This is a genomic window from Escherichia sp. B1147, from assembly GCF_001660175.1.
GTDB lineage: Bacteria > Pseudomonadota > Gammaproteobacteria > Enterobacterales > Enterobacteriaceae > Escherichia > Escherichia whittamii.
Genome location: NZ_LFHY01000015.1, coordinates 370,942 through 383,931 on the forward strand (window position 1 = coordinate 370,942; position 12,990 = coordinate 383,931).

Consider the following 12,990-nt stretch of genomic DNA (forward strand, 5'->3'; position numbering starts at 1 on the left):
CCGAACTGTCACACTTACGTTCGGTTATGTGCTTAATAATGTTATGAAAAAGAAACCGATTGCGCAGTCGGAGCGTCAGCATACGCTGCTGGAAAATCCGTGTGCTTATGGGTTGTTATCGCAGTTTGAGGCTGCGATAGTGGTTAACTGTTTTACACTTAATAAAATAATTTGAGGTTCGCTATGTCTGACGACATGTCTATGAGTTTGCCTTCGTCAGCGGGCGAACACGGTGTACTACGCTCCATGCAGGAGGTTGCAATGAGCTCCCAGGAAGCCAGCAAGATGCTGCGTACTTACAATATTGCCTGGTGGGGCAATAACTACTATGACGTTAACGAGTTGGGCCACATCAGCGTGTGCCCGGACCCGGACGTCCCGGAAGCTCGCGTTGATCTCGCGCAGTTGGTGAAAACCCGCGAAGCGCAGGGCCAGCGTCTGCCTGCACTGTTCTGTTTCCCGCAGATCCTGCAGCACCGTTTGCGTTCCATTAACGCCGCGTTTAAACGTGCGCGTGAATCTTACGGCTATAACGGCGACTACTTCCTCGTTTATCCAATTAAAGTTAACCAGCATCGCCGCGTGATTGAGTCCCTGATTCATTCTGGCGAACCGCTGGGACTGGAAGCAGGCTCGAAAGCAGAGTTGATGGCGGTGCTTGCGCATGCAGGCATGACCCGCAGCGTCATCGTCTGTAATGGTTATAAAGACCGCGAATATATCCGTCTGGCGCTGATTGGCGAGAAGATGGGTCACAAGGTCTATCTGGTCATTGAGAAGATGTCAGAAATCGCTATTGTGCTGGATGAAGCAGAACGTCTGAATGTCGTTCCTCGTCTGGGCGTGCGTGCGCGTCTGGCTTCACAGGGCTCGGGCAAATGGCAGTCCTCCGGCGGGGAAAAATCGAAGTTCGGCCTGGCTGCGACTCAGGTACTGCAACTGGTTGAAACGCTGCGTGAAGCAGGGCGTCTCGACAGCCTGCAATTGTTGCACTTCCACCTTGGTTCGCAGATGGCGAATATTCGCGATATCGCCACCGGCGTTCGTGAATCCGCGCGCTTCTATGTTGAGCTGCACAAGCTCGGCGTTAATATTCAGTGCTTTGACGTCGGCGGCGGTCTGGGCGTGGATTATGAAGGTACTCGTTCGCAGTCCGATTGTTCGGTGAACTACGGCCTCAATGAATACGCCAACAATATCATTTGGGCGATTGGCGATGCCTGTGAAGAAAATGGTCTGCCGCATCCGACGGTGATCACCGAATCGGGTCGTGCGGTGACTGCTCACCATACCGTGCTGGTGTCTAATATCATCGGCGTGGAACGTAACGAATACACGGTGCCGACCGCGCCCGCAGATGACGCGCCGCGCGCACTGCAAAGCATGTGGGAAACCTGGCAGGAAATGCACGAACCGGGGACTCGCCGCTCTCTTCGTGAGTGGCTGCATGACAGCCAGATGGACTTGCACGATATCCACATCGGATACTCTTCCGGCACCTTTAGCCTGCAAGAGCGCGCATGGGCGGAACAGCTCTATCTGAGTATGTGTCACGAAGTGCAGAAGCAACTGGATCCGCAAAACCGTGCGCATCGTCCGATTATCGACGAATTGCAGGAACGTATGGCGGACAAGATGTACGTCAACTTCTCGTTGTTCCAGTCGATGCCGGATGCATGGGGGATCGACCAGCTATTCCCGGTTCTGCCGCTGGAAGGGCTGGATCAAGTGCCGGAACGCCGCGCTGTGCTGCTGGATATTACCTGTGATTCTGACGGTGCTATCGATCACTATATCGATGGTGACGGTATTGCCACGACAATGCCAATGCCGGAATACGATCCGGAGAATCCGCCGATGCTCGGTTTCTTTATGGTCGGCGCATATCAGGAGATCCTCGGCAACATGCACAACCTGTTTGGTGATACCGAAGCGGTTGATGTGTTTGTCTTCCCTGACGGTAGCGTAGAAGTGGAACTGTCTGATGAAGGTGATACCGTGGCGGATATGCTGCAATATGTGCAGCTCGATCCGAAAACACTGTTAACCCAGTTCCGTGATCAAGTGAAGAACACCGATCTTGATGCTGAACTGCAACAACAGTTCCTGGAAGAGTTCGAGGCAGGTTTGTACGGTTATACCTATCTTGAAGATGAATAATTAAGATTATTCCACTGGCGGGCCGATTTAAATGATTAAATCGGCCCGTTTTCTTTTTATATATTCTTAAAAATAAATTGGCTGCTTTTCTTCTTAAATAATCTCCCTACAATCGCTGCATTAATTAAATGCAGAGGGAACGGTTATGAAAAAATGGAAACTACGCGGTGCATTGATAGGATTAATTGTGCTGCTGGCGGGGTGCGCCAGTAATGCGCAGTATAATAGCAGCGCATCTGGCAATGTCGGCACCGCCTGGGGTGGGGATGTGCACTCAACGGTTCAGGGCGTATCTGCTGAACGCGCCTGGCGCGATCCGGCAGAGATGATCGTTATTAGTTATTCGACTAATGTTCCTTCCGGCTACGACCGCGTTTATAGCATTCGGATTAACGAACTGGAATATGCTATTCGCGATGCTAATTTTAATTCGTTACCTATTACGCGAGTGTATGATTCATCAAATAATGAACCGCGATATATTGTTCATGCCAGGGTAGGAATGAATTATCAATTATATGTCCGTAATTACAGTCGTAACACCAACTACGAGATTGTTGCTACGGTTGATGGCCTGGATGTTCTGAATGGTAAACAAGGTTCGCTGAATAACAATGGCTATATTGTGAATGCCGGTGAGTCGTTAGCGATTAAAGGTTTCCGTAAAGATAAACATACCGAAGCAGCCTTTCAGTTCGCCAACGTTGCTGATTCCTACGCCGCTAATTCAGCGCAAGGCGATGTGCGTAATACCGGGGTAATCGGCTTTGCCGCCTTTGAATTGCAAGGCCCGGCGAAAAACTCGCTGCCGCCGTGCTCTGCGCAAGCCTTTCCGGCAGACAACAATGGCTATGCGCCGCCACCGTGTCGTAAATAGCAACCTCGCTTGATGCCTCGCCCATTTAAGGCGATAATTAGCACAAACTTGTGTTTCGCAAATCCAACCCTTCCTCGTCGGGCCTAACGACGCGGAAGGGTTTTTTTATATCGACTTTGTAATAGGAGTCCATCCATGAGCACCTTAGGTCATCAATACGATAACTCACTGGTTTCCAACGCCTTTGGTTTTTTACGCCTGCCGATGAACTTCCAGCCGTACGACAGTGACGCTGACTGGGTGATTACCGGCGTGCCGTTCGATATGGCCACCTCTGGTCGTGCGGGTGGACGCCACGGTCCGGCGGCGATCCGTCAGGTTTCAACTAATCTGGCCTGGGAACACAACCGCTTCCCGTGGAATTTCGACATGCGTGAGCGTCTGAACGTCGTGGACTGCGGCGATCTGGTGTATGCCTTCGGCGATGCCCGTGAAATGAGCGAGAAACTGCAGGCGCACGCAGAAAAACTGCTGGCTGCTGGTAAACGTATGCTCTCCTTCGGTGGTGACCACTTTGTTACGCTGCCGCTGCTGCGCGCCCATGCGAAACATTTCGGCAAAATGGCGCTGGTGCACTTTGACGCCCACACCGATACCTACGCTAACGGTTGTGAATTTGACCACGGCACCATGTTCTATACCGCGCCGAAAGAAGGTCTGATCGACCCGAATCATTCCGTACAGATTGGTATTCGTACCGAGTTCGATAAAGACAACGGCTTTACCGTGCTGGACGCCTGCCAGGTGAACGATCGCAGCGTGGATGACGTTATCGCTCAGGTGAAGCAGATTGTAGGTGATATGCCGGTTTACCTGACCTTTGATATCGACTGCCTGGATCCTGCATTTGCGCCGGGAACTGGTACGCCGGTGATTGGCGGCCTGACCTCCGATCGCGCCATTAAACTGGTACGTGGTCTGAAAGATCTCAACATCGTTGGGATGGACGTAGTGGAAGTGGCTCCGGCATACGATCAGTCAGAAATCACCGCTCTGGCTGCGGCGACGCTGGCGCTGGAGATGCTGTATATTCAGGCGGCGAAAAAGGGCGAGTAAGCGTCGGATAAGATGCGCACGGCTAACGTGCTATTAATGTTGGATGCGGCGTGAACGCCTTATCCGCCCTACGCTCGGTACCCGTAGGCCGGATAAGATGCACCAGGCATCGCATCCGGCAATGCGCACAGGGTAACAAATGTGCCATTAATGTCGGATGCGGCGTGAACGCCTTATCCGACCTACGCTCGGCACCCGTAGGCCGGATAAGATGCACCAGGCACCGCATCCGGCGTAATAAAACGCTTACTTAATCCCATCCGCGCTCATACGGTCGCGAATATGCTGGGCGCGTTCGGCGGAGGCCGGATGGTCGTCAAACATTGAGCTTTGGCGGCCGTCTTCCAGCTTCGCCAGTTTTTCAAAGCTGGTGGCAAGGCCTGCCGGGCTGATGCCACGCTGGCGAAGAAGATCATAAGAGTAATCATCCGCTTCTGCTTCCTGGCGCTGGGAGAATTGCGAATTGACTAATTTCTCGCCCAGGTCACCGAGTTGTGACTGTGACAAACTGCCGACAATTCCACCCGCCGATGCCGCCGCAACTCGCACAGCGTTGGTACCAAGTGCTACCTGCATCCCTTTCTTCACATGGCCTAACGCCACGTGCCCCATTTCGTGACCGATCACCGCTTCGACTTCGTTATCCGTCATCATATCCATTAAGCCGCTATAGACGCGGATGCAGCCGTTGGCCATTGCAAAGGCGTTCACATCCTTCGCCATATACACTTTGTAATTTACTGGCTGACCGTTGATGTTATTCCCCAGCGCAGTAGCAATGGTGGTCAGACGTTTAGCATATTCACTACCGTCTGGCGCAATCGTCGCCTTGCTGTCCATCTCCTGGCATGCCTGATCGCTCAGGGCTTTCACCTGCGCATCGCTCAAACTGTAAGCCTGAAAAGCTTCCGCTCCTGATGAGAGCAGTCCACTGGAGTCCATATTCTGGCAACCGGTCAACACCGTTGCCACACTCATTGCTACCAATAAGGCGCGAATTTTCATGTTTTCTCTTCCGCACAAGGTCAGGATTATTCTAAAAATGCGCCGTTTGCAGGTGAATCGACGCTCATCCTGAGTATAAGGAAAAGCGCAGCGGACGAGCGAGCAGATTGCGCAACATGCGAGCATGATCCAGAGATTTCTGAAACGGCAAAAGGATGTTCCATGTACATGACGCGCGGCTTGCGGTAAATTGTTGGCAAATTTTCCGGCGTAGCCCAAAACGCGCTGTCGTCAAGTCGTTAAGGGCGTGCCCTTCATCATCCGATCTGGAGTCAAAATGTCCTCACGTAAAGAGCTTGCCAATGCTATTCGTGCGCTGAGCATGGACGCAGTACAGAAAGCCAAATCCGGTCACCCGGGCGCCCCGATGGGTATGGCTGACATTGCCGAAGTCCTGTGGCGTGATTTCCTGAAACACAACCCGCAGAATCCGTCCTGGGCTGACCGTGACCGCTTCGTGCTGTCCAACGGCCACGGCTCCATGCTGATCTACAGCCTGCTGCACCTCACTGGTTACGATCTGCCGATATCCGAGCTGAAAAACTTCCGTCAGCTGCATTCCAAAACGCCGGGCCACCCGGAAGTGGGTTACACCGCTGGTGTAGAAACCACCACTGGTCCGCTGGGTCAGGGTATTGCCAACGCAGTCGGTATGGCGATTGCAGAAAAAACGCTGGCGGCGCAGTTTAACCGTCCGGGTCACGACATTGTCGACCACTACACCTACGCCTTCATGGGCGACGGCTGCATGATGGAAGGCATTTCCCACGAAGTTTGCTCTCTGGCAGGTACGCTGAAGCTGGGTAAACTGATTGCGTTCTACGATGACAACGGCATCTCTATTGATGGTCACGTTGAAGGCTGGTTCACCGACGATACCGCAATGCGTTTCGAAGCCTACGGCTGGCACGTTATTCGCGACATCGACGGTCATGATGCAGCATCCATTAAACGCGCCGTAGAAGAAGCGCGCGCAGTGACTGACAAACCGTCCCTGCTGATGTGTAAAACCATCATCGGTTTCGGTTCACCGAACAAAGCCGGTACTCATGACTCCCACGGCGCGCCGCTGGGCGACGCTGAAATTGCACTGACCCGCGAACAGCTGGGTTGGAAATACGCGCCGTTCGAAATCCCGTCTGAAATCTATGCTCAGTGGGATGCGAAAGAAGCAGGCCAGGCGAAAGAATCCGCATGGAACGAGAAGTTTGCGGCTTACGCGAAAGCTTATCCGCAGGAAGCTGCTGAATTCACTCGTCGTATGAAAGGCGAAATGCCGTCTGACTTCGACGCGAAAGCGAAAGAGTTCATCGCTAAATTGCAGGCTAACCCGGCGAAAATCGCCAGCCGTAAAGCGTCTCAGAATGCTATCGAAGCGTTCGGCCCGCTGTTGCCGGAATTCCTCGGCGGTTCCGCTGACCTGGCGCCATCCAACCTGACTCTGTGGTCTGGTTCTAAAGCAATCAACGAAGATGCTGCGGGCAACTACATCCACTACGGTGTTCGCGAGTTCGGTATGACCGCGATTGCCAACGGTATCTCCCTGCACGGTGGCTTCCTGCCGTATACCTCCACCTTCCTGATGTTCGTGGAATACGCACGTAACGCCGTACGTATGGCTGCGCTGATGAAACAGCGTCAGGTGATGGTTTACACCCACGACTCCATCGGTCTGGGCGAAGATGGCCCGACTCACCAGCCGGTTGAACAGGTGGCTTCTCTGCGCGTGACCCCGAACATGTCTACATGGCGTCCGTGCGACCAGGTTGAATCCGCAGTAGCGTGGAAATACGGCGTTGAGCGTCAGGACGGCCCGACTGCGCTTATCCTCTCCCGTCAGAACCTGGCGCAGCAGGAACGTACAGAAGAGCAGCTGGCAAACATCGCGCGCGGTGGCTATGTGCTGAAAGACTGCGCTGGTCAGCCAGAACTGATCTTCATCGCTACCGGTTCTGAAGTTGAACTGGCTGTCGCTGCCTACGAAAAACTGACTGCCGAAGGCGTCAAAGCGCGCGTGGTTTCCATGCCGTCTACCGACGCATTCGACAAGCAGGATGCGGCTTACCGTGAATCCGTACTGCCGAAAGCAGTTACCGCTCGTGTTGCAGTGGAAGCAGGCATTGCTGACTACTGGTACAAGTATGTTGGCCTGAATGGCGCTATCGTCGGTATGACTACCTTCGGTGAATCTGCTCCGGCAGAGCTGCTGTTTGAAGAGTTCGGCTTCACCGTTGACAACGTTGTTGCGAAAGCAAAAGAACTGCTGTAATCGGTAAGATGCTTTGTGAGAAGGGCCGCAAATGCGGCCCTTCATATTGTTGGCAAAGTGCGCGTTGTTCATGTCGGATGCGGCGTGAACGCCTTATCCGGCCTACGAAATCATGCAAATTCAATATATTGCAGGGACTGTGTAGGCCTGATAAGCGTAGCGCATCAGGCAATTTAGCCTTTGCCATCAGTCTCAAGAGCCGCAAACGCGGCTCTTTTTACTTGGTGGAGATAAACGGAACGGTACTGCCGGGGATCATAGTATCGGGTAATTTGCCGTCCCAGCGTTCGGCAGTGGTGAGGGCCACAAGACCCGGATTGTCCCGCAGGGCTTCACCGCGCAGGCGGATAGCTTCTGCTTCTGCCGCACTTTTTAAACGAATAGTTTCAGCTTCAGCCGCGCCTCTTACGCGAATAGTCTCCGCTTCCGCTTTAGCTGCGGCCAGTTTACTGTCAGCTTCTGCCTGAGCCTGAGTTACCGCAATTTGCGCCTGGATTTTCTCCGTTTCCAGATTTTGTTTACGTGTGGCAATGGCGACTTCCGCTTTCATTCGATCTTCAATCGACTTCTCATAAGCGTCAGAAAAATCGATATTTTCAATTTGTACCCCGTCAATCACCACCGGCCCAACAACGGCTTTACGCATGGCATTTTGCAGATCCTGAACCAGCTTTGTACGATCCTGCACGGCGCTGATGGCCGTATATTGGCCGAAAACGTTCTCCAGTTGAGTTGGCAACTGACGGACAATCAGGCGATCTTTTAATGCTTCAATGGTGTTATAGGTGGTATATACCGCGCCAGCTTCTGAAGGTTTAATGTGGAAGCTGACTGATACTGTCATTTGTGCCGGTTGCTGGTCGCGGCTGTAGGCCTGTAATCCCTGATAGACCACGGCCTGATTACGCGTGGAAATTTTCTCCACGCTTTCCATAAACGGGATCTTAAAACCCAGACCCGGCTCGGCGACTTTTACTATTTTTCCGTAGCGCAGCAAAATGCCGCGTTCGCCTTCATTAACGGTGTAATATGAGAGAAATGGCAGCACAACCACGGCAAGAACGCCAATGGCGATAGCAATAGATTTTTGTGGGCGAAATGCGGTTATTGAAACAGGCGCTTTCATGTGAATCTTCCTTGAGTAAAGTGTGGGAATATGTCACATAAGGTGAAGAGAAAACAGCCAACAGGTGAGAATTCAGAATCTATAAAGAGGGCGAACGAAAAAACATTGGGTTAAATAAGTACGTTTTCGAACATTCAATAAACAAATAGTGATATTTATCACAAATATGGCAACGCATAAAATGTTAATTATGTGATGTATATAACAAATACAAAGTTGACTTTAAAAATATCAATTCCATCTAATTGTTATTTAACGTTTTATTATTTTGGTTTGTGGGATTTTTATTCTCACGCACCCAATTGCTTTCATTAAATCTCACGCGTATTTTATTTTTACCGCTGGACGGTACCCTAAAAATAAAATAAGGATGATTTATGCGGCTTATTGATTATTTTCCAGAGTCATCAATCTCAGTTATACATTCAGCAAAAGACTGGCAGGAAGCTATCGATTTTTCGATGGCATCATTGCTGGATAAAAACTATATCAGCGAGAATTACATTCAGGCCATTAAAGATTCCACTATTAACAATGGCCCTTATTATATTCTCGCCCCAGGTGTAGCAATGCCTCATGCGCGACCGGAATGTGGGGCGCTTAAAACCGGGATGTCGCTGACATTACTCGAACAGCCTGTGTATTTTCCTGAGAATGACGAACCGATTAAATTACTCATCGGGCTTTCGGCTGCCGATGCCGATTCACACATTGACGCTATTCAGGCGTTAAGTGAATTACTGTGCGAAGAAGAAATACTCGAACAACTATTAACAGCAACATCAGAAAAACAATTAGCGGACATTATCAACCGCGGATAATGACTCTCTCCTCTACAGGATAATATTATGGAAAACAAGTCTGCTCGTGCAAAGGTCCAGGCTTTTGGGGGATTTTTGACTGCAATGGTCATCCCCAATATTGGTGCTTTTATTGCCTGGGGTTTTATTACTGCATTATTTATTCCTACTGGTTGGCTGCCTAACGAACATTTCGCCAAAATTGTCGGCCCGATGATTACCTATTTATTGCCCGTGATGATTGGTTCTACCGGTGGTCATCTGGTCGGCGGTAAACGCGGCGCGGTCATGGGCGGAATCGGTACTATCGGTGTTATTGTCGGTGCTGAAATTCCGATGTTCCTGGGCTCGATGATTATGGGACCGTTAGGTGGTCTGGTCATCAAATATGTCGATAAGGCACTGGAAAAACGTATACCTGCTGGTTTTGAGATGGTTATCAATAACTTCTCATTAGGTATCGCGGGGATGATCCTCTGTCTGTTGGGTTTTGAAGTTATCGGCCCGGCGGTGTTAATTGCCAATACTTTCGTCAAAGAGTGTATTGAGGCGCTGGTACATGCGGGCTATCTGCCTCTGCTGTCTGTTATCAATGAACCGGCGAAAGTGCTTTTCCTCAATAACGCGATCGATCAAGGCGTCTATTACCCGTTGGGGATGCAACAGGCTTCGGTTAACGGTAAATCCATCTTCTTTATGGTGGCGTCCAACCCGGGGCCTGGCTTAGGGCTGCTGCTGGCATTCACTCTGTTTGGTAAAGGGATGAGTAAGCGCTCTGCACCTGGTGCGATGATTATTCACTTCCTCGGTGGGATACACGAACTGTATTTCCCGTATGTGCTGATGAAGCCGCTGACCATTATCGCCATGATTGCGGGCGGTATGTCTGGCACCTGGATGTTTAATTTGCTGGACGGTGGTCTGGTTGCTGGCCCAAGCCCGGGGTCTATCTTTGCCTACCTGGCGCTGACGCCGAAAGGCTCGTTCCTGGCGACGATTGCCGGAGTTACGGTAGGCACGCTGGTGTCTTTTGTCATCACTTCCCTGATACTGAAGATGGAAAAAACAGTGGAAACTGAGAGTGAAGATGAATTTACCGAGTCTGCCAATGCGGTTAAAGCAATGAAGCAGGAAGGTGCATTCTCGTTAAGCCGTATTAAGCGTATTGCCTTTGTTTGCGATGCGGGGATGGGCTCTAGCGCGATGGGCGCAACCACCTTCCGTAAGCGTCTGGAAAAAGCAGGGCTGGCAATTGAAGTAAAACATTACGCCATCGAAAACGTACCTGCGGATGCTGATATCGTCGTCACTCACGCCAGTCTGGAAGGGCGAGTGAAGCGCGTGACGGATAAGCCGCTGATATTGATTAATAACTATATTGGCGATCCAAAACTCGACACTTTATTTAGTCAATTAACCGCTGAACATAAAAACTGATTGCCGAGGTAAAAATGAAAACTAAAGTTGCTGCTATTTATGGCAAGCGGGATGTCCGTCTGCGCGAATTTGAGTTGCCCGAAATTACTGATAACGAACTTTTGGTCAGTGTTATTTCCGACAGCGTCTGTTTATCGACATGGAAAGCGGCGTTGCTCGGCAGCGAACATAAACGAGTACCCGACGATTTAGAAAATCATCCGGTCATTACCGGGCATGAATGCGCTGGCGTGATTGTTGAGGTGGGTAAAAATCTCACCGACAAATATAAAAAAGGTCAGCGATTTGTATTGCAACCGGCAATGGGGCTACCAAGCGGATATTCAGCGGGCTACAGCTACGAATATTTTGGCGGTAACGCCACCTATATGATTATTCCCGAAATCGCGATTAATTTGGGCTGCGTATTACCGTATCACGGCTCTTATTTTGCTGCGGCGTCGCTGGCGGAGCCGATGTGCTGCATTATTGGCGCTTATCATGCCAATTATCACACTACGCAATATGTTTATGAACATCGCATGGGCGTCAAACCTGGCGGCAATATTGCTCTGCTGGCGTGTGCTGGCCCGATGGGGATTGGCGCTATCGATTATGCTATTAACGGCGATATACAACCGTCGCGGGTGGTGGTGGTCGATATCGACGAAAAACGACTGGCGCAGGTGCAGAAGCTGCTACCGGTGGAGCTGGCGGCCAGTAAAGGCATTGAGCTGGTATATGTGAATACCAAAGGGATGAGCGATCCTGTCCAGATGCTGCGGGCGCTTACAGGAGATGTCGGGTTCGATGACATTTTTGTTTATGCGGCGGTGCCTGCTGTCGTTGAGATGGCTGACGAATTACTGGCGGAAGATGGCTGCCTGAACTTCTTTGCCGGGCCGACGGATAAAAACTTCAAAGTGCCGTTTAATTTCTACAACGTCCATTACAACAGCACGCACGTCGTCGGTACATCCGGCGGTTCAACGGACGACATGAAAGAGGCGATTGCCCTTAGCGCCACGGGGCAGTTGCAGCCGTCGTTTATGGTGACCCATATCGGTGGGCTGGATGCGGTGCCAGAAACCGTGCTCAATCTGCCGGATATCCCTGGCGGTAAAAAACTCATTTATAACGGCGTGACCATGCCGCTCACCGCCATTGCCGATTTTGCCGAAAAAGGGAAAACCGATCCGCTGTTTAAAGAACTGGCGCGGCTGGTTGAGGAAACGCACGGCATCTGGAATGAACAGGCCGAGAAATATCTGCTGGCGCAATTTGGCGTTGATATTGGGGAGGCCGCGCAATGATGTCCCTGGCGTGGCCATTATTTCGCGTTACGGAACAGGCAGCGTTGGCTGCCTGGCCGCAAACCGGATGTGGCGACAAAAATAAAATTGATGGTCTGGCGGTTACTGCGATGCGTCAGGCGTTGAACGACGTTGCTTTTCGTGGGCGAGTAGTTATCGGCGAGGGGGAAATTGACCATGCGCCGATGCTGTGGATTGGCGAAGAGGTGGGTAAGGGTGATGGGCCAGAAGTCGATATCGCGGTTGATCCGATTGAAGGCACGCGGATGGTGGCGATGGGGCAGAGCAATGCGCTGGCGGTCATGGCCTTTGCCCCACGAGGCAGCCTGTTACACGCGCCCGATATGTATATGAAAAAGCTGGTTGTTAATCGACTGGCTGCGGGCGCGATTGATCTGTCTTTGCCTCTGACGGACAACCTGCGCAACGTGGCAAACGTGTTGGGTAAACCACTGGACCAGCTTCGCATGGTTACGCTGGATAAACCCCGTCTTCGGGCCGCAATTGAGGAAGCGGCACAACTGGGCGTGAAGGTTTTTGCTCTGCCAGATGGCGATGTCGCCGCCAGCGTGCTGACCTGCTGGCAGGATAATCCTTACGATGTGATGTACACCATCGGCGGCGCACCGGAAGGCGTTATTTCTGCCTGTGCTGTTAAAGCGTTAGGCGGGGATATGCAGGCGGAATTAATCGATGTTTGCCAGGCCAAAGGCGACTACACCGAAAATAGGCAAATTGCAGAACAAGAGCGCCAGCGTTGCAGGGAAATGGGTGTTGAAGTGAACCGTGTGTACTCGCTCGACGAACTGGTGAAGGGTAACGATATCCTCTTTAGCGCCACGGGTGTAACGGGCGGAGAGCTGGTGAACGGTATCCAACAGACGGCGAATGGGGTGCGGACGCAGACATTACTAATCGGCGGCGCGGACCAAACGTGTAATATAATAGACTCCCTGCATTGATGGTGA

General features: G+C 51.5%; 11 protein-coding genes. 9 read left to right on the forward strand and 2 right to left on the reverse strand.

Features of this window, described 5'->3' with window-relative positions; translation table 11 throughout:
* Nucleotides 1–43 precede the first annotated feature (43 nt).
* The 4 genes from yqgB (at nucleotide 44) to speB (ending at nucleotide 4,093) form a co-directional block, all read left to right on the forward strand.
* Nucleotides 44–175 carry an acid stress response protein YqgB gene (gene yqgB, locus A9180_RS16760; protein WP_002461303.1) on the forward strand — a complete coding sequence of 44 codons (132 nt, stop codon included), beginning with the start codon at nucleotides 44–46 and terminating at the stop codon, nucleotides 173–175.
* Nucleotides 176–183: 8 nt separating this feature from the next.
* Complete coding sequence (gene speA / locus A9180_RS16765; RefSeq protein WP_064529744.1) at nucleotides 184–2,160, forward strand: biosynthetic arginine decarboxylase; 1,977 nt, start codon at nucleotides 184–186, stop codon at nucleotides 2,158–2,160.
* Nucleotides 2,161–2,305: 145 nt separating this feature from the next.
* A complete protein-coding gene (locus A9180_RS16770) occupies nucleotides 2,306–3,037 on the forward strand; it encodes a hypothetical protein (RefSeq protein ID WP_064529745.1) in 732 nt (243 codons plus the stop codon).
* A 135-nt stretch (nucleotides 3,038–3,172) separates the two neighbouring features.
* Nucleotides 3,173–4,093: an agmatinase gene (gene speB / locus A9180_RS16775; protein WP_000105566.1), complete on the forward strand. Its 921-nt coding sequence runs from the start codon at nucleotides 3,173–3,175 to the stop codon at nucleotides 4,091–4,093.
* Between the two features lie 246 nt (nucleotides 4,094–4,339).
* Here speB and loiP read toward each other — a convergent pair whose 3' ends face one another.
* Nucleotides 4,340–5,098, reverse strand: coding sequence for a metalloprotease LoiP (gene loiP / locus A9180_RS16780; RefSeq protein ID WP_064529746.1), 759 nt, complete (start codon nucleotides 5,096–5,098; stop codon nucleotides 4,340–4,342).
* A gap of 277 nt (nucleotides 5,099–5,375) precedes the next feature.
* Here loiP and tkt point away from each other — a divergent pair, with 277 nt between their 5' ends.
* Nucleotides 5,376–7,367 carry a transketolase gene (gene tkt / locus A9180_RS16785; RefSeq protein WP_064529747.1) on the forward strand — a complete coding sequence of 664 codons (1,992 nt, stop codon included), beginning with the start codon at nucleotides 5,376–5,378 and terminating at the stop codon, nucleotides 7,365–7,367.
* A 217-nt stretch (nucleotides 7,368–7,584) separates the two neighbouring features.
* On the opposite strand, the gene A9180_RS16790 is transcribed toward tkt, so the two are convergent.
* Nucleotides 7,585–8,493, reverse strand: a complete 909-nt coding sequence (locus A9180_RS16790) for a prohibitin family protein (RefSeq protein ID WP_064529748.1) — start codon at nucleotides 8,491–8,493, stop codon at nucleotides 7,585–7,587.
* Between the two features lie 377 nt (nucleotides 8,494–8,870).
* Here A9180_RS16790 and cmtB point away from each other — a divergent pair, with 377 nt between their 5' ends.
* The 4 genes from cmtB to glpX are packed head-to-tail and all read left to right on the forward strand — an operon-like array spanning nucleotide 8,871 to nucleotide 12,984.
* Nucleotides 8,871–9,314 (forward strand): PTS mannitol transporter subunit IIA, encoded by a 444-nt coding sequence (cmtB, locus tag A9180_RS16795; RefSeq protein ID WP_064529749.1) that lies wholly within the window; start codon nucleotides 8,871–8,873, stop codon nucleotides 9,312–9,314.
* 27 nt (nucleotides 9,315–9,341) lie between these two features.
* On the forward strand, nucleotides 9,342–10,730 hold the full coding sequence (gene cmtA / locus A9180_RS16800) for a PTS mannitol transporter subunit IICB (RefSeq protein WP_064529750.1): 1,389 nt from the start codon (nucleotides 9,342–9,344) through the stop codon (nucleotides 10,728–10,730).
* A 14-nt stretch (nucleotides 10,731–10,744) separates the two neighbouring features.
* On the forward strand, nucleotides 10,745–12,022 hold the full coding sequence (locus A9180_RS16805) for a zinc-binding dehydrogenase (RefSeq protein WP_064529751.1): 1,278 nt from the start codon (nucleotides 10,745–10,747) through the stop codon (nucleotides 12,020–12,022).
* Nucleotides 12,019–12,984, forward strand: a complete 966-nt coding sequence (glpX, locus tag A9180_RS16810; protein WP_064529752.1) for a class II fructose-bisphosphatase — start codon at nucleotides 12,019–12,021, stop codon at nucleotides 12,982–12,984. Before A9180_RS16805 ends, glpX begins: the two co-directional genes overlap by 4 nt.
* Nucleotides 12,985–12,990: the final 6 nt, after the last annotated feature.